Genomic DNA, 16,863 nt, shown 5'->3' with positions numbered 1-16,863 from the left:
CGGCGGCACAGCGCGGTCGGCGGTAACGTGCCGCACTAGTAAGTCGATGTTGCGATGGGCAACAGAGCACGTCAGTGGCGGTTTTGGAGCGATGGAGGCAGGTGGTCAGGTTGTCGCAGGGTACGGCTGCGGCGACGAGCTCGCCTTCGGGGGTGGCTGCTGGCGGTTCACCTATCAATTTCCGTGCGCACGAAGTTCGCGCGAATACCCACGGCGCTCGTCAAGACTTCGAGGAGATGATCGGTCAGCTGGTCCGCGCCGTCCGGCCAGGGGTGGCAGCGATGGTTGCCGCCAACCCTGGTGACTGGGGCATCGATGTGTTCATCGGCGACCTTGGCGGTCACATCACGATTTGGCAGTCGAAGTACTTCATGCCCGAGGTCGCGGGCAGTACCCATCAAGCGCAGATCCGGGAGTCCTTCAACTCGGCGGTGAAGAACGCGGCCAACGAGAAGTTCGTATTGCACCAGTGGGTTCTCTGCGTACCGTCCAGCATGGACGCGCCTACGTCGAAGTGGTGGTCGGGCTGGAAGAAGCGGATGGAGAAACAACACGGGGTCTTGATCGAGTTGTGGGACGAGAACGAGCTGCGAGGACTTCTGCTCTCACCTGACGCGGAGGCTGTGCGCAGGCACTACTACGAGCCCGCTTGGTCTGCGCGCACGGTCGCCCAAGTCGTGAGCTTGGCCGATGAGGACTCCGACCGGCTAGATTCAGCGTTGTTCGTGCGTCAGCTCCGTGAGGCAGGCCATGTGGAGGTCTCCGCGTCCAAGCACCAGTTCTTCAACGCCGAGTTGATGGCGAGAGAAATCGTGGACAAGGGAGTCGCCTCAGAGGTCGCCGCACTGTCCCACGCCGACGCGGCGGTGCATGGCCTGTGGGAGGATCATTTCAACGACGCGTGCCAGATCCACGGGGGCTCGCGCCTGCCAGGCCTGCAGAAGTCGGTAATGGGTGAGATCAGGGCCCAGCACGAAGCCCTGGGAACTGGGCTTCCTGCAGGTGCGGTCCACACGTCCGGTCTGATGCATCGAGTCGTTGACGACCGACGGGCCGGGTGGGTCCGCCACTGGCGGCAGGTCGCGGAGGACCACGTAAATCCTGCCGAGACCGGGCAAACAGGCGAGGCGCCTGACACCGCGGCCACAGCGGAGTCGTCGTGACCAGCCCGACCGATGCCCCAACGAGTTCGGGCACTCGGCCGCCGGTCGTGGTGCCGGAGGACGACGTCGTCTTCAGGCTGGCGCAGCTGGTGCTGTTACTTGCGTCGCTACGTGAGTTCAATCTTCCCGGAGCATCGATCGAGCGGTTGGGCTACTACGACTTTCTCGTGGCCAACCCGATGCTGGTGCTAACCGATGAGGAAGACCGGGACCGGAAACGGCTGCTGATGGCAGGCTTCGACGGCCGGGCATTGAGCTACGCCAGCCCGGCGCACCGCTTCACCACCCGGCGGGAGCGTCTCCAGCATGACCTGGCCCTGCTGGTGGCTTACGGCCTGGTAGAGCCGGCGGTGGACAAGAGCGTGCTGTACGCCGCGACCGCCGAAGGCGTCGAACTCGCTGGGAGGTTCAGCGCCGTCTACGCAAGGTCATACCGGCTGTCTGCAGAGATTCTGCTCACCAAGCTGCGCCGCTATAGCGATTCCCGTCTACGCGACGCCGTCCAAACCTGGACCACGACAGCACGCGATTCCGCGCGTCCAGAAGCGCTTGACCTCCTCGACGCCATCCACCTGGTGGAGGAGAGCCCGGCAGTCTCCGACTTGCTCCTTGACGACACACCTGTTCACCCGCCCTACAATGGACGCCGCACATGAGCACCGAGAATGACCCTGTCAGGGCTGTTCAGGGCAACCCGCCCACCGCGGGTGGCTCGTCCGAGCCGATCCTCGTGCCTCGTGGCATCCGGCTCGTGCGCCTCCGGCTCAAGGGCATCGACCGCGACTATGAGGTCGATTTCCGGGACACCGATACAAAATTGCGGTCGCTATCTGTCATCGCCGGGGCGTTCAGCACGGGCAAGTCCTCAGTGCTGGAGTTTGTTGTTTACTGCCTTGGCGGAAAAGATCACCCACAGCACCCGGAGATCCTCCGCAAGGTCAGGTCGGCGCTTCTGGAAGTCCAGCTCAACGGACAACCTCACGTCATTGAGCGAGCTGTCGGTGAGCCATCCACTGCCGCGTTCGTCAGGACGGGACGTCTTGGGGATATCGAGACCCCACCCCTCGACAAGAAGATGATCAAGCCTGCCGGTGCTGCGGACAGCCTCTCGAGTTTCCTCCTGTCCTACTGCGGTCTCGAAGGCGTAGAGCTGCGCGAGGCGCCCACCCAGGCGGAGTCCGGAACCGATCCGCTCAGCATCCGCGACCTGCTGTGGCTCAGCTACATGCCCAACGAGCGACTCGACGACAAGCACCTGCTGTTCGAAAGCTCTCCCATGAAGCGCCTCAAACTCGGCCAAGTGGTCGACGTCGTGTTCGGTGTCCACGACGACAAGGCAGTCGAACTTGGCCGCCGAATCAGAGAGCTGGAGAACCGACTGGCCAAGGCTCGCGCCGAGTACACCACCACCCAGGCGTTCCTCGACGAGCAGGAATTCGGCACGCGCATTGAGATCGAACTCGTCCGTGGGGATGCCGAGCAGAAAGTCGAACAGGTCACGCGCGCGCTCGAAACCCTGGACACCCAGATCCACGCTGCGTCCACCTTTGCTGCGGACCTGCGCGCGAGGCACCGCGATGCGTCTCGGCAAGCACAGCAGACCGCGGCGCTCGTGCGCGACCGTGAGACCCAGCTACGTCGCCTAGTTCCTCTCCGCGCCCAGTACGCCGCCGACATCACCAAGCTGACAATGCTCGCCGAGGCGCGCATGTTGTTCGATCCTCTGCAAGTGAAGGTCTGTCCCGCTTGCTTGACTGTGCTCCGGGACACCCCGCACATCGCGGACGGCCACTGCACGCTCTGTAGCTCTGAAGTCAACTTGGCAGCAACAAAATCTACCGGCACCACCGCGTCCACCAACGGCTCATCTGCGAACAACACCGCACCGGGCACTGCAGGCACCGAAACCGAGGCGAAGTTCGACGTCTCCACCGAGCTGCGAGCCACCAAGGCACGCTTGGCGGAAATCACTACATTTGTCGAGGAGCTCGAATCAGAACTCGGACGTCTGCGTGTCGAGGCCAAGCAAGCCAACGACGACGAGGCCGGCCTCGCGCACGAGGTGGACGCTGCGACCAACGCCGCGGTGAGCCCCTACCTCAGCCATCGCGACGACCTGATGCGCCAGCAGCAGGCCGCCGCGGCCAGCCTGGACCGGGCGAAAACCGCGATCAGAATGCTCGACAGCCTCGACCGACGCGGAGTAACAGTTACTCGCCTCGAATCCAACGTTGACGCCTTGCGGGCCGAGATGAACGAAGCCGCCATGCAACCGGACCGCAACGACGTTATTCACCGCATCAGCGAGCGCTATGTCGCCATCCTCACCTCCTGGCGCTACCCCAAGTTGGACCAGGCGTTCATCGACGGCCGCCTCGTCCCTCACATGCGCGGTATGAGCTATACCAACGCTTCCTCTGGGGGGCGTACCCTTATCTCTCTGGCCTGGATACTGGCAATCTTCCAGATCGCATGGGAGACCGGCAGCGCTCATCCTGGTTTCCTCATGATCGACAGCCCGCAAAAGAACCTCGGTCAGGGCGGCGACCGCGACGCCGAATTCGCCGATAGCATCGCCGTTACGGATTTCTATCAGCACCTGCACACGTGGCTCGCGGGCGCGGGTAAAGGTGCCCAGATCATTGTCGTTGACAACGCGCCTCCGAGTTCCACCGAACCCGATGTCGTTGTTCGCTACTCTCGACGAGAAGACCAACCTCCCTACGGGCTCATTGAGGATGAAGTCTCCTGAAGCAGCCCGCGGCCAGAGTCGGATCTCAGCCTGCGTAGCTTGGTCAGACCAGCCAGGGAATGCCGGGAGAACGTCGCTTCCTCGCCCTCGGCGAGGTCGGCCGCGTTGAGAAGTGCGTAGGCGGCCGCTACGTCGAGATTCTGCTCGACGAATACTTGACACCGTTCCAGCACTTGTGGCCGAAGCGGCGGAGGAGGGCGAGGAGCCATCCGTTGGCGTCCGGCCTCAATGCCGGATAGACATCGGGCGTCATTAGAAGTGCCTGGGTGAGTTCGAGGCCGGTCTCGGTATTGCTGCGACGAGCGCAGTTGCGAAGGACTTCTCGGTTGGCGAACCTCGCTCCTTGCGCCGCGATACTCAGCATGATGGGCTGTCCGGCCCAGGTTTGATGGAGACATCTCATGTACTCGGGACTGTTTTGTTGACGCGGGCTCGGCAGCCTCGGGTGACGGTGATGAGGTGCTGGCGGGTGAGCTGGGCTATCGCACGGTGGGCGGTGCTGGGGGCAACGTGGTGGATGGTTGCGAGTTCCTGGATGGTGGGGAGAGCGGAGCCGGGCGTGAGAGTGCCGTCGGCGATGGCGGTGCGCAGTTCGGCGGCGATCGTTTCGTACGGGCAGCGTGGTCGGCGGGTGGTGGTGCGAGTGTCGGGCTTGGTAGCGAGGGGACGCCGGGGTGTGGGGAGTCGGGAGATGAGGATGTTGCTGGCGCGTTGGTCGGCTTCGCGGACCCAGGCGGCGTAGTAGGCGAGGGTGGTGCCGCCGTCGGAGTGACCGAGTCGGCCGGCGACGGTACGCACGTCGACGCCGGCGGCGATGAGTTCGGTGGCCGAGTAGTGGCGCAGCTTGTGCAGGGTGGTGCGGATCCCGAGGCGGGTGACCAGACGCCGGTACTGGCGGGTGAGGGAGTCCGGCGGGCGCCAGGTGGCGCCGTCGGCGCGGGAGGAGAACACGAAGCTGTCCGGTGTGAGAGCAGCACCGACCGAGGCGGCGCGGTGCTGCTGGGCGTGGTGGTACTGCACGAGCATGGCGGTGGTGTCCGCGTCGAGGGCAAGGTGACGCCGTTGGTGCAGCTTGGTGTCCTTCTCCCAGGTCGTGGTGCCGACTTGGGCGATGCTGGCCCGGATGACCAGGACGCGGTGGACCGGGTCGAAGTGGCGCCAGCGTAGTGCGCAGAGTTCGCCGCGGCGGGCGCCGGTCACCATGGCCAGCCAGACCAGCGGACCGAGGTTGGGGTGCCGCGCAGCGGCGTCCATGATCTGGGCGGCCTCGGCCGGGGTGGGTGGTTGGGGTTCCAGATACGCCTTGGGCGGTGGCGCGGCATCCATGGTGGGGCTGCGGTCGATCCAGCCCCAGCGGACGGCGCGGTGGTAGGCCCCGCTGAGCAGGTAGTGGATCTTGCGGACCGTGGCGGGGGCGAGCGGTCGGCAGCGATGGTTCTTCTGCGGGCGCCGGCAGTGGTCGCGGCAGCGACGGAGTTCGGAGTAGTAGTGATCCAGTAGTTCCGGGGTGATCGCGGAGAGCCGCAGGTGTCCCAGCAGCGGCTGCACGTGCTTGGTGACCATGCACTGGTACGAGTGCCGGGTAGTGCCGCTGGCGTGCAAGAGGGCCAGGTGACTGGCGAGTAGTTCGGTCAGAGTGACGTCGGTACGGAGTTCGCGGCGCTCGCGGACCTGCGTCAGCATCCGCCGGGCTGCCGCCTCCGCGTCATCGAGAGCCGTCGGTCCGGCGGGGATGGTCTGGCTGAGCATGTGTGCGCGGTGCGTGAACGGATCGGTGCCAACGTAGACCCGCACCCGGAGTGAGCCGCTGGGGAGGCGGCTGATGGAGCCGCGGGGGCCGCGACGGAGGACGGTGTTACCGCGACTCACTGTCGCGGAGGTCTTGTCACGATTCTTGCCACATAACCGTCCAGTCTAGACTGGCGGACGGTGTTTTGCCTGGTCAGAAGTGTGCCCTCGGCAGGATTCGAACCTGCGACACCTGCCTCCGGAGGGCAGTGCTCTATCCCCTGAGCTACGAGGGCGTTGCCGCCTGAGCGACGTTGAAAGCTTAGCGCATGTCCCCGGGGGCTCTCGCGAGTGGTGGTCGTTAACCGGCGTGCTGCTCGCCGATGCGGCCAGGGACCCGTCTGACCAGGTCTTTCGCAAGAGCGAGCCGACGGGCAGCCGAAATGCGTAGCGTTGGTGGCATCGACGAACTGGGAGGACCTGGTGATCGAACCGTTCGAGGTGAGGATCCCCGAATCAGCCATCGAAGATCTGCGCACCCGGCTGCGCGCGACGCGCTGGCCCGACCCGGCCACTGTCGACGACTGGGAGCAGGGTGTCCCGCTGGAGTTCGCACGGGAGTTGTGCCGGTACTGGGCCGAGGACTACGACTTCGGGCTGGCCGCCCGGGTCAACGCTTTCCCGGGCTTCAAGACCACTGTGGACGGTCTCGGGATCCACTTCCTGCACGTTCGCTCGCCGGAGCCGGACGCGACGCCGCTCGTGCTCACGCACGGCTGGCCGGGGTCGGTCGTGGAGTTCCTCGACGTGCTCGGGCCGCTGACCGACCCCGCCGCGCACGGGGGCGATCCCGCGGACGCGGTCCACGTCGTGGCGCCGTCGCTGCCGGGGTTCGGCTGGAGCGGCAAACCGTCGTCGACGGGCTGGAACGTCGAGCGCATCGCCCAAGCTTGGGACGAGCTGATGGGGCGGCTCGGGTACGAGCGTTACGTCGCGCAGGGCGGCGACTGGGGCTCTGGCGTGACGAACTTGCTCGCCAAGATCGTCCCGGAGCGACTGATCGGCGTCCACGTGAACATGGCGGGCGTCCCGTACGACGAGTCCGTGCTGGGCGAGCCGACGGCGGAGGAGAAGGCGGCGATCGGTGACCTCGCGCGGTTCCGAGCCGTCGGGTCCGCGTACGCGCAGCAGCAGGCCACGCGTCCGCAGACGGTCGGCTACGGGCTCACCGACTCGCCGGTGGGGCAGGCCGTGTGGATCGCCGAGAAGTTCCGGGAGTGGACCGACAACGACGGCTCGCCGGAGAGTGCGCTGTCCTGGCGGCAGATGCTCGACGCGATCTCCGTCTACTGGTTCACCGGCACGGCGGCCTCGTCGGCGCGGATCTACTGGGAGAGCAAGGAGCGCGACGTCTCGGCCGTTGAAGTTCCTTCGGGTATCTCCATCTTCCCGCGCGAGATCATCCGGCCGTCCCGGCGCTGGGCGGAGCTGCGCTACACCGATCTTCGCTGGTACGAGGTGCTGGACAAGGGTGGGCATTTCGCCGCGTTCGAGCAGCCGGAGGCCTTCGTCGGCCAGTTGCGGGGGTTCCTCCGGTCGCTTCGGTAGCGGTGCGTGGCGGTTTCAGGTTTCGGGAAGGCCCTCCTGGGGGATGGCTTCCTTGTGTGGCTTAGGACATGGTGAACTTAGGCTCACCTGTATTGCACATATGCGCATGTGACAATATATTCGGCCTGTCGACTTCACGAGAGGCGGAGCAATGGGTCACGGGCACGGGCATGGAACGGCCTCGCCGTCGAGCGCGTCAGGCCGCTACCTCAAGAGCCTGACGATCGCGCTGGTCATCGGCGCCGGCTTCATGGTCATGGAGTTCGTCGTCGGGTTCGCCACCGGCTCGCTCGCGCTGATCTCCGACGCCGCGCACATGTTCACCGACGTCCTCGGCGTCGGCATGGCGCTGGCGGCCATCCTGCTCGCCCGGCGCAGCGGCCCGACGCTGACCAGGACATTCGGCTTCTATCGCGCCGAAGTGCTCGCGGCGCTGGGCAACGCCATCCTGCTCTTCGGCGTCGCGGGCTACGTCCTGGTCGAGGCCATCGGCCGGATCAGCGACCCGCCCGCCGTGCCCGGTCTGCCCGTCCTGCTGGCCGCGGCCGCCGGCCTCGTCGCGAACATCGTCTCGTTCATGGTCCTGCGCAAGGGCGCGGAGGAGAGCATCAACGTCCGCGGCGCGTACCTCGAAGTCCTCGCCGACCTGATCGGCTCCGTCGGTGTGCTGCTGAGCGGCGCGATCACCCTGCTGACCGGCTGGCGCTACGCCGACCCGATCATCGGTGTCGCGATCGGCCTGTTCGTCCTGCCCCGCACGTACGCCCTCGCCCGGCGCGCGCTGCGGATCCTGTTCCAGCACGCGCCCAAGGGGGTCGACGTCGCCGGGATCCAGGCCGAACTCGGCGGGCTGAAGGGCGTCGAGGACGTCCACGACCTGCATGTCTGGACGCTGACATCGGGGATGGAGGTCGCTTCGGCGCACCTCACCATCGCGCCGACCGTCGAGCAGGCCGAGGTGCTCACCGAGGCGCAGAACCTCCTGGCGAACCGCTACTCCATCGAGCACGCGACCCTGCAGATAGAAGTGCCCCAGTGCGCGCAACGCTGCCGGGAGCTCTCCTGGTAGACCCCCCTCCACGCATTTCGTCCTCTGGGTGCGGTAGTTGGCAAAGCGAACTACCGCATCCAGAGGACGAAATGCGTCAGGCGGGGAGGGGAGCGGCGCCGCGCTCCTGGAGCATCCCCTTCATCAGGGTGATCTCGGCGCCCTGCGAAACGAGCATGCTCTGCGTCAGCGATTTCACGTCCGCGATCGACGTGTGGTCGTGGCCGTACTGGGCCATCGCCGTCCCGCCTTCGTGGTGCCGCAGCATCAGCTGAAGGAAGAAAACGTCCATCTCCTTGCCGGTCAGCGACCGCAGCTTGGCCAATTCGGCCGACGTCGCCATCCCCGGCATCGGCGCACCGTTCGACGGCTTCATGTCGCCGCCACCGTGCCCGCCGTGGCCGGACATCGGCTCGGTCATCCAGGTCATGTAGGCGCCGGTCGCCTGCTCGGGCTGGCCCCACAGGCCGAGCCAGCCCTTCATCCGGCCGACCTGGCCGGTCTGCGTGCGCTCGATGTCGAACGCGAGGGTCTTGATCGCTGGATCGGTCGTGTGGTCCCGCGCCCAGCCCGCCATGGTGACGGCCTGGAGATGGTGCACCGACATGTCCTGCGCGAAGCCGACCTCGACCGAGCCCGTGCCCGGGGTCTTCTGCTCCGGCTCGGCGTCGATCAGCCTGGTCGTCAGCGCGCCGAGGCCGAAGCCGAGGATCAGCATGACGACCAGGGCGGCCCCGATCACCAGCCATCGGCTCTTGGCCGATCGTGAGACGTCTTCCTGGAGATCGGGGTCCACTTGGCTCACTACTTGCTCGCGGGCGCCGAGGGCTGGGTCGCGGGCGCGGACGGCTGACCGGCACCGGGCTGGTCCGGCTGTGTGCCCGCGCTGCCCTTGTAGTCCATCGGCTTCGCGTCCGGCCCCGGCGGGGTCGGGTCGAAGTCGCCCGGCTCGATCTGCGCGTCGCAGGTGGCGTCACGCTCGGGGTACGCGCCGAAGGGGTTGGTGCGCAGCGCGGCGACGAACTGGTCGATCCGCTCGTCGGAGGCGGAGTCCAGCTTCAGCTGGTGGCCCCACGACTGCAGCGAGATCGGCTTGTCCAGGTTCGGGTACGGCGACATCACCATGTACGGCTTGCCCTCGACACGCACCTTCAGCAGGTCGAGCGCCTCGCCGGTGATCTGCGCCGGGTTGTAGGCGATCCAGACCGCGCCGTGCTCGAGACCGTGGACCATGTTCTCGTTGCGGACGGCCTTCTCGTAGACGACGCCGTTGCACGCGGCCCAGGCCTGGTCGTGCGGGCCGCCGAAGGGCGGGGTCTTGTCGTAGGCGACGCGCTCGGCGGCGCTGACGTGCACGGAGCCCTCGTAGGTGGCCGTGGTCACGCCGGCGATCCGCTTGGAGGGATCCGGGTCCTGCTGCGAGGGGGCGAAGGCGGCCGCGTTCTCTTCGCGGGTCTTCTGATCGCGCTTGGGCGCCGAAGCGACCATGTAATAGGTGACCACCGAGGCAGCCAGGACGACGATCGCGACGACGGCGATGATCGTGCCCCAGGGCGTGCCCTTCTTGGACACGACGGAACTACGGGCGGCCTTCATGGCGTTCTTCGACGACGCGCCCTTTTTTCTGGTTGTCCCGTTAGCCATGGCTCCTGCGTTCTCCGAAGGGGGTGGTCCCTGCGCGGGCCAGTGTAGAGACCGCGCGTCTGATCACCGTGAACAGTTCGAAGATCACCGGCTTGGCTCACACCTTCCGGCGGTCGCTGCGAAGCCCGGACCAGGTCACACCTAGAATTCCGCGAGTGACTCCCGCAGCTCTCGCCGACCTGGTCCGTAACTCCGCCGTGCAGGTTCTCACCGCGCGCGGCCTCGACGATTCCGTGCTGCCGGAGAAGGTGACGATCGAACGTCCCCGCAATCCCGAGCACGGCGATTACGCGACCAACCTGGCGCTGCAGGTGGCCAAGAAGGCGGGCATGAAGCCCCGTGACTTCGCCGACGCGCTCGCCGACGAGATCTCGGCCACCGACGGCATCGACTCGGCCGAGGTCGCCGGGCCGGGCTTCCTCAACCTGCGGCTCGCCGCCGACGCGCAGGGCCAGATCGTCCAGCAGGTGCTCGACGCCGGCGAGAAGTACGGCCTCGGCGACGCGCTGGCGGACGTCAAGATCAACCTCGAATTCGTTTCGGCGAACCCGACCGGCCCGATCCACCTCGGCGGCACCCGCTGGGCCGCGGTGGGCGACGCGCTGGGCCGCGTGCTGTCCGCGCAGGGCGGCCTGGTCACCCGGGAGTACTACTTCAACGACCACGGCGCGCAGATCGACCGCTTCGTGCGTTCCCTGATCGCCGCCGCCAAGGGCGAGCCCGCCCCCGAGGACGGCTACGCGGGCGGCTACATCAACGACATCGCCGCCGAGGTCATCCGTCAGGAGCCGAGCGCGCTCTCGCTGCCCGACGACGAGCGGGCCGAGACCTTCCGCCGGGTCGGCATCGAGCTGATGTTCACCGAGATCAAGCAGAGCCTGCACGAGTTCGGCACCGATTTCGACGTCTACTTCCACGAGAACTCGCTGCACGAGTCCGGCGCCGTGGCGTCCTCGGTCCAGCAGCTGAAGGACTCCGGGAACCTGTACTTCGAGGACGGCGCCTGGTGGCTCAAGTCCAAGGAGCACGGCGACGACAAGGACCGCGTCGTCATCAAGAAGGACGGCAACCCGGCCTACATCGCCGGTGACCTCGCCTACTTCCAGGACAAGCGCAAGCGCGGTTTCGACCTCTGCATCTACATGCTCGGCGCGGACCACCACGGCTACATCGCCCGGCTCAAGGCCGCGGCGGCCGCCTTCGGTGACGACCCGGCCGTCGTCGAGGTGCTGATCGGCCAGATGGTCAACCTGGTCTCCGAGGGCAAGCCGGTCCGGATGAGCAAGCGCGCGGGCACCGTGATCACCATGGAGGACCTCGTCGGCACCGTCGGTGTGGACGCGGCCCGCTACGAGCTGATCCGCTACTCGGTCGATTCCACTTTGGACATCGACCTCGACCTGCTTCGCAAGCACTCCAACGACAACCCGGTGTACTACGTCCAGTACGCCCACGCCCGGCTGGCCTCGTTGCAGCGCAACGCCGCCGACCTCGGGCTGAAATCCGATGGCGCCGTCGACTTCGGCCTGCTTACGCTGCCCGCCGAGGGCGATCTGATCCGCACGATCGGCGAATTCCCGACCGTCCTCCGCCGGGCCGCACAGCTGCGCGAACCGCACCGCGTCGCCCGGTACCTCGAAGAACTCGCCGGCGCGTACCACAAGTTCTACACGGTCGGCCGTGTTCTCCCCCAGGGCGACGAGGAGGCCACCCCCCTCACGTTCGCCCGGCTCGCGCTGTGCCAGGCCGCCCGCCAGGTGCTGGCGAACGGCCTCAACGTGCTCGGTGTCTCTGCTCCGGAACGGATGTAAAAGCAAATGGCTCACCCCGCGGGCCCCCGCCACGCCGACGTCTACCCCCACGCCGACGCCTCCGGTTTCCCGCCGTCGAGTCCCGAAGAACTCGACAGGCTGTACCCGAAAGTCTGGCCCCGCAACACTTTCCGCGGCGGTGACGGCGTCGTCCGCATCGCGGGCGTCGACGTCCGCGAACTCGCCGAGAAGTACGGCACGCCGCTGTTCGTGGTCGACGAGGCCGACTTCAAGTCCCGGTGCGCCGACTACGCCGAGGCGTTCGACGACCCGGCGCTCGTGCACTACGCGTCCAAGGCGTTCCTGTCCATCGAGATCGCCCGCTGGGTGGCCGAGCAGGGGCTGAGCCTGGACGTCTGCAGCGGCGGCGAACTCGCCGTCGCGCAGCGCGCGAACTTCCCGGCGGAGCGGATCACCTTCCACGGCAACAACAAGTCGCTGCCCGAACTGGAAGCCGCCGTCGAAGCGGGCGTCGGCACGGTCGTCGTCGACTCCTACTACGAGATCGCGCGGCTGGCCGACGTCGCCGCCCGGCACGACGTCGTGCAGAACGTCCTCATCCGGGTCACCGTCGGCGTCGAGGCGCACACGCACGAGTTCATCGCGACCGCGCACGAGGACCAGAAGTTCGGTTTCTCGCTGGCTTCCGGTGACGCCGCCGAGGCCGTGCGCCGCGTGCTCAACGCGCCGTCGCTCAAGCTGATCGGCCTGCACAGCCACATCGGTTCGCAGATCTTCGACGCCGACGGTTTCGAGGTCGCCGCCCGCCGCGTGGTCGGCCTGCTGGCCGAACTCGCCAAGGAGCACGGCTCCGATCTGCTCGACCAGCTGTCGATCGTCGACCTCGGCGGTGGTTTCGGTATCGCCTACACCGACAAGGACAACCCGCCGCCGCCCGCGCAGATGATCACGCAGATCCGCGAGATCGTCCGCAAGGAATGCGAGTACGCGGGCCTTCCGGTGCCGAAGATCGCCGGCGAGCCCGGCCGCGCCATCGCCGGCCCCGGCACGATCACGCTGTACGAGGTCGGGACCATCAAGGACGTCTCGCTCGGCGACAAGGCCGCCCGGCGCTACGTCAGCGTCGACGGCGGCATGAGCGACAACATCCGCACCGCCCTCTACGACGCGGTGTACGACTGCCGTCTCGTATCCCGGTCGGCCGACGACGACGGGGACGGCCAGGCGAGCGCCGCGCTGTCCCGGGTCGTGGGAAAACACTGTGAGTCCGGCGACATCGTCGTCCGTGACTGCTGGCTCCCCGACACCCTTGCTCCCGGCGACCTGCTCGCCGTGGCGGCCACCGGGGCGTACTGCTACTCGATGGCCAGCGGGTACAACCGGCAGCCGCGGCCCGCGGTGGTGGCCGTGCGCAACGGCAGCGCCCGCGTGCTGCTGCGGCGGGAGACGACGGACGACATGCTGCGCCTGGAGGTCTAGCAAGTGTCTACTGTGGACGGACGCGTGATCAAGGTCGCCCTGCTGGGCTGCGGGACGGTCGGTGGCGAAGTGGTCCGGCTGCTCACCGAGCAGGCCGAGGAGCTGGCCGCCAGGGCGGGCGCCAGGGTGGAGCTGGCGGGCATCGCGGTGCGGCGCCCCGACAAGCACCCCGAACTGCCGCCGGAGCTGGTGACCTCCGACGTGACGAAGCTCGTGACCTCCCCGGACGTCGACGTCGTCGTCGAACTGGTCGGCGGCATCGAGCCGGTGCGGGAGTGGCTGCTCGACGCGCTCAAAGCCGGGAAATCCGTTGTCACGGCGAACAAAGCGCTGCTCGCCGAGCATTCCGCGGAGCTGTTCGAGGCCGCCGACGCCGCGGGTGTCGACCTGTACTTCGAGGCGGCCGTGGCCGGGGCGATCCCGCTGCTGCGCCCGCTGCGCGAATCGCTGGCCGGTGACCGCATCACCCGCGTGATGGGCATCGTCAACGGCACCACCAACTACATCCTGTCCGCGATGGACTCCACCGGCGCCGGCTACGCGGAAACGCTGGAAGAGGCCAGCAGGCTCGGCTACGCGGAGGCGGACCCGACGGCCGACGTCGACGGCTACGACGCGGCGTCCAAGGCCGCGATCCTCGCCTCGCTCGCGTTCCACACCCGGGTGACCGCGTCCGACGTGCACCGTGAGGGCATCGCCGACGTCACCGCGTCGGATCTCGCCGCGGCGAACGTGCTGGGCCGCACGGTGAAACTGCTCGCCATCTGCGAGCGCGTCACCGCCGACGACGGCACCGAATCCGTTTCGGCGCGCGTGCATCCGGTGATGATCCCGCGCGGTCACCAGCTCGCCGGGGTGGGCGGCGCGTACAACGCCGTCTACGTCGAGGCCGACGCCGCCGGTGAGCTCATGTTCTACGGTCAGGGCGCCGGTGGCGCGCCGACCGCGAGTGCCGTGCTCGGCGACCTCGTCGCGGTGGCTCGAAACCGGGTCGTCGGCGGCCGTGGCCCGCGCGAATCCGCGCACGCCGCGCTCCCGGTCAGGCCGATGGGCCAGACGCCGACGCGGTACCACGTCAGTCTCGACGTGGCCGATCGAGCGGGCGTCCTCGCCCAGGTGGCCCAGGCGTTCGCCGGGCACGGTGTCAGCATCGCCGCCGTGCGCCAGCGCGACGCGAACGACACGGCCAGCCTGGTCGTGGTCACCCACCTGGCGCCGGACGCGGCATTGCGGTCCACTGTGGACGACATTGCCGAACTCGATGTGGTGAACCAGGTCGTCAGTGTGATGCGGGTGGAAGGCGAAGACCAGTGATTTCCCAACCGTGGCCGGGGATCATCCAGGCTTATCCGGACCGGATCCCGGTCCCCTCCGGCGCGAAGGTGATCACGCTCGGCGAAGGCAACACGCCGCTGCTGCCCGCCCCGCACCTCTCGGAACTGACCGGCTGCGAGGTCCACCTCAAGGTCGAAGGCGCGAACCCGACCGGGTCGTTCAAGGACCGCGGGATGACCGTGGCCATCACGCACGCGCTCGCCAGCGGGCTCAAGGCGGTCATCTGCGCCTCCACCGGCAACACGTCGGCCTCGGCCGCGGCGTACGCGGCCCGCGCCGGGCTCACCTGCGCGGTACTCGTGCCGCAGGGCAAGATCGCGATGGGCAAACTCGCCCAGGCCGTCCTGCACGGCGCGCGGATCCTGCAGGTGGACGGCAACTTCGACGACTGCCTCGAACTCGCGCAGAAGACCGCGATCGACTATCCGGTGACCCTGGTCAACTCGGTGAACCCGGTGCGCATCGCCGGCCAGAAGTCGGCCGCGTTCGAGATCTGCGACGTGCTGGGCCGGGCGCCGGACATCCACTGCCTGCCGGTCGGCAACGCGGGCAACATCACCGCCTACTGGGCCGGGTATTCCGAGTACGCGGGCGACGGTGTGGTGAAGAACACCCCGCGGATGTTCGGGTTCCAGGCGGCCGGTGCCGCGCCTCTCGTGCACGGCGAACCGGTGGCCGATCCGGACACCATCGCGACCGCGATCCGCATCGGCAGCCCCGCGTCCTGGGACGGCGCGATGAAGGCGAAGAACGCGTCCGCCGGGCTGTTCGACGCGATCACCGACGAGAAGATCCTCGAGGCGTACCGGCTGCTGGCCCGCAAGGAAGGCGTGTTCGTGGAGCCCGCCTCGGCGACCAGCGTCGCCGGCCTGCTCGCCACGGCCGCCGACGGCCGCCTGCCCAAGGGCTCGACCGTTGTGTGCACCGTCACGGGACACGGTCTGAAGGATCCGGCCACGGCGCTGGAAGGCAACGTCGAGGTCGAGCCGCTCGCCGTCGACCCGACCGCCGTCGCCGCCGCGCTGGACCTGCGATGACGCTGCTCAAGATCAAGGTCCCGGCGTCTTCGGCGAACCTCGGCCCGGGGTTCGACGCGCTCGGCCTGGCGCTCGCGCTGTACGACCGCGTCGAACTCCAGATCACCGACGCCGGGCTCAAGATCGAGGTGACCGACGTCGGCGCGGGCGGCGTGGACGACGTCCCGACCGACGAATCGCACCTGGTCGTACGGGCCTTCCGGCGCGGTTGCGAGCACCTCGGCCTCCGGCCGCCCGGCCTGCACCTGCGGTGCTTCAACGCCATCCCGCACGCCCGCGGCCTCGGCTCGTCCGCGTCCGCCGTGGTGACCGGGGTCGCGGCGGCGTACGCGCTGGCTGAGAAGCCCCTGGACGACGACGCCCTGCAGCTGGCAGCCGGGTTCGAAGGACACGCGGACAACGCCGCGGCGAGCCTGCTGGGCGGCTTCGTGGTGGCGTGGAACGAGGGCGAGCGGTTCCGCGCCGAACGGCTCCAGCCGCATCACGACATCCGGCCCGTGGTCGCCGTCCCGGCGCTGCGGTCCTCGACCGACGCCACCCGCGGGCTGCTTCCCGACCGGGTCCCGCACGCCGACGCGGCGTTCACGGCCGGTCGCGCGGCGCTCGCGGTGCACGCGCTGACCGCGCGCCCGGACCTGTTGCTCTCCGCGACCGAAGATCGGCTCCATCAGCATTACCGGGCGTCCGCGTACCCGGCGAGCAGCGAACTGGTGCGCGCGCTGCGGGCCGAAGGGGTGGCCGCGGCCATCTCCGGGGCCGGTCCGACGGTGCTCGCGCTGACCACCGGGGGAATACTCCCGGCGGGCGTCGACGTTACGTCTTTCGACGTCACCGAGCTGCCGATCGATCCGGGCGGCGTTCAGGTTGCGGCTCAGTAAAGCCTCGGTCACATGCCGGAGCCCCATCCCGCCACGCGGGGGGTGGTTGTTGCACCGGACCGTGGCGCGGTCTACCCTCGGGGGCGTTCGATCACCGTGCGTTTCCGCACCCGGTGCCGGTCCAGGTGACCAGTGTCATCCTTGGCCCGCATCCTTCGTTGATCCGCCAGTTCCGTACACCGCCTGGCAAGCGGGGAGTAGCGGATGGACGCAGGCGGGTTCCCGGTTCCGGCGGTGCCGAATTCCGCTTCCTCCGTTTGGAGGACGCAAATCCCTGTGCTGGAGGCCTTCTAGCTGTGTTCAACACGGCCGAGGAGCTGATCGCCCGTATCGGGGGCCAATTACGCCGTTTCGCAATCGGACGCGAGCGGCGGTCCGCTGATCCACCTGGAGGCGTGGATCGGTCAGGAAGGACATTT

Annotated in this window: 13 protein-coding genes and 1 tRNA gene; 10 read left to right on the top strand and 4 right to left on the bottom strand. The window is 67.8% G+C overall.

Going from position 1 to position 16,863, the window contains the following annotated elements:
* The first annotated feature begins 152 nt into the window (after nucleotides 1-152).
* From DMC61_RS14450 to DMC61_RS14440, 3 genes are read left to right on the top strand one after another with little or no spacing between them, the layout of a single operon-like run.
* Complete coding sequence (locus DMC61_RS14450; RefSeq protein ID WP_199749989.1) at nucleotides 153-1,163, top strand: hypothetical protein; 1,011 nt, start codon at nucleotides 153-155, stop codon at nucleotides 1,161-1,163.
* Nucleotides 1,160-1,819, top strand: coding sequence for an ABC-three component system middle component 2 (locus tag DMC61_RS14445; protein ID WP_125689691.1), 660 nt, complete (start codon nucleotides 1,160-1,162; stop codon nucleotides 1,817-1,819). Before DMC61_RS14450 ends, DMC61_RS14445 begins: the two co-directional genes overlap by 4 nt.
* Nucleotides 1,816-3,915: a hypothetical protein gene (locus DMC61_RS14440; protein WP_199749988.1), complete on the top strand. Its 2,100-nt coding sequence runs from the start codon at nucleotides 1,816-1,818 to the stop codon at nucleotides 3,913-3,915. The genes DMC61_RS14445 and DMC61_RS14440 overlap by 4 nt, the downstream gene beginning before the upstream one ends.
* 399 nt (nucleotides 3,916-4,314) lie before the next feature.
* On the opposite strand, the gene DMC61_RS14435 is transcribed toward DMC61_RS14440, so the two are convergent.
* Both DMC61_RS14435 and DMC61_RS14430 read right to left on the bottom strand, forming a co-directional pair.
* Nucleotides 4,315-5,709, bottom strand: a complete 1,395-nt coding sequence (locus tag DMC61_RS14435; RefSeq protein WP_199749987.1) for a tyrosine-type recombinase/integrase — start codon at nucleotides 5,707-5,709, stop codon at nucleotides 4,315-4,317.
* A 157-nt stretch (nucleotides 5,710-5,866) separates the two neighbouring features.
* Nucleotides 5,867-5,939 (bottom strand) — tRNA-Arg (locus DMC61_RS14430).
* Between the two features lie 187 nt (nucleotides 5,940-6,126).
* On the opposite strand from DMC61_RS14430, the gene DMC61_RS14425 reads away from it, so the two are divergent.
* Both DMC61_RS14425 and DMC61_RS14420 read left to right on the top strand, forming a co-directional pair.
* A complete protein-coding gene (locus DMC61_RS14425) occupies nucleotides 6,127-7,251 on the top strand; it encodes an epoxide hydrolase family protein (protein ID WP_125689690.1) in 1,125 nt (374 codons plus the stop codon).
* Nucleotides 7,252-7,402: 151 nt separating this feature from the next.
* Complete coding sequence (locus DMC61_RS14420; RefSeq protein ID WP_125689689.1) at nucleotides 7,403-8,320, top strand: cation diffusion facilitator family transporter; 918 nt, start codon at nucleotides 7,403-7,405, stop codon at nucleotides 8,318-8,320.
* 76 nt (nucleotides 8,321-8,396) lie between these two features.
* Here the strand turns inward: DMC61_RS14420 and DMC61_RS14415 are convergent, their stop codons facing one another.
* Entirely contained in the window at nucleotides 8,397-9,095 is a 699-nt protein-coding gene (locus tag DMC61_RS14415; RefSeq protein WP_125689688.1) for a DUF305 domain-containing protein, read from the bottom strand.
* Between the two features lie 8 nt (nucleotides 9,096-9,103).
* A complete protein-coding gene (locus DMC61_RS14410; RefSeq protein WP_125689956.1) occupies nucleotides 9,104-9,895 on the bottom strand; it encodes a DUF3105 domain-containing protein in 792 nt (263 codons plus the stop codon).
* A 203-nt stretch (nucleotides 9,896-10,098) separates the two neighbouring features.
* On the opposite strand from DMC61_RS14410, the gene argS reads away from it, so the two are divergent.
* The 5 genes from argS to thrB are packed head-to-tail and all read left to right on the top strand — an operon-like array spanning nucleotide 10,099 to nucleotide 16,444.
* Entirely contained in the window at nucleotides 10,099-11,754 is a 1,656-nt protein-coding gene (argS, locus tag DMC61_RS14405; protein ID WP_125689687.1) for an arginine--tRNA ligase, read from the top strand.
* A 6-nt stretch (nucleotides 11,755-11,760) separates the two neighbouring features.
* Nucleotides 11,761-13,194 carry a diaminopimelate decarboxylase gene (gene lysA / locus DMC61_RS14400; protein WP_125689686.1) on the top strand — a complete coding sequence of 478 codons (1,434 nt, stop codon included), beginning with the start codon at nucleotides 11,761-11,763 and terminating at the stop codon, nucleotides 13,192-13,194.
* Between the two features lie 3 nt (nucleotides 13,195-13,197).
* Nucleotides 13,198-14,508 carry a homoserine dehydrogenase gene (locus DMC61_RS14395; protein ID WP_199749986.1) on the top strand — a complete coding sequence of 437 codons (1,311 nt, stop codon included), beginning with the start codon at nucleotides 13,198-13,200 and terminating at the stop codon, nucleotides 14,506-14,508.
* Entirely contained in the window at nucleotides 14,505-15,566 is a 1,062-nt protein-coding gene (gene thrC, locus DMC61_RS14390) for a threonine synthase (protein WP_016336874.1), read from the top strand. Before DMC61_RS14395 ends, thrC begins: the two co-directional genes overlap by 4 nt.
* Entirely contained in the window at nucleotides 15,563-16,444 is an 882-nt protein-coding gene (thrB, locus tag DMC61_RS14385; RefSeq protein WP_016336873.1) for a homoserine kinase, read from the top strand. Before thrC ends, thrB begins: the two co-directional genes overlap by 4 nt.
* The last annotated feature ends 419 nt before the right edge of the window (nucleotides 16,445-16,863 follow it).

The organism is Amycolatopsis sp. WAC 04169, assembly GCF_003947535.1.
GTDB classification, from domain to species: Bacteria; Actinomycetota; Actinomycetes; order Mycobacteriales; family Pseudonocardiaceae; genus Amycolatopsis; species Amycolatopsis keratiniphila.
This window is presented reverse-complemented; position numbering and strand designations above follow the sequence as displayed.

Bases quoted from the DNA above. Each gene is read 5' to 3' on its own strand.
- DMC61_RS14440 (WP_199749988.1), top strand. From the start codon at position 1,816: ATGAGCACCGAGAATGACCCTGTCAGGGCTGTTCAGGGCAACCCGCCC.
- DMC61_RS14420 (WP_125689689.1), top strand. From the start codon at position 7,403: ATGGGTCACGGGCACGGGCATGGAACGGCCTCGCCGTCGAGCGCGTCA.
- DMC61_RS14410 (WP_125689956.1), bottom strand. From the start codon at position 9,895: ATGAAGGCCGCCCGTAGTTCCGTCGTGTCCAAGAAGGGCACGCCCTGG.
- lysA (WP_125689686.1), top strand. From the start codon at position 11,761: ATGGCTCACCCCGCGGGCCCCCGCCACGCCGACGTCTACCCCCACGCC.
- thrB (WP_016336873.1), top strand. From the start codon at position 15,563: ATGACGCTGCTCAAGATCAAGGTCCCGGCGTCTTCGGCGAACCTCGGC.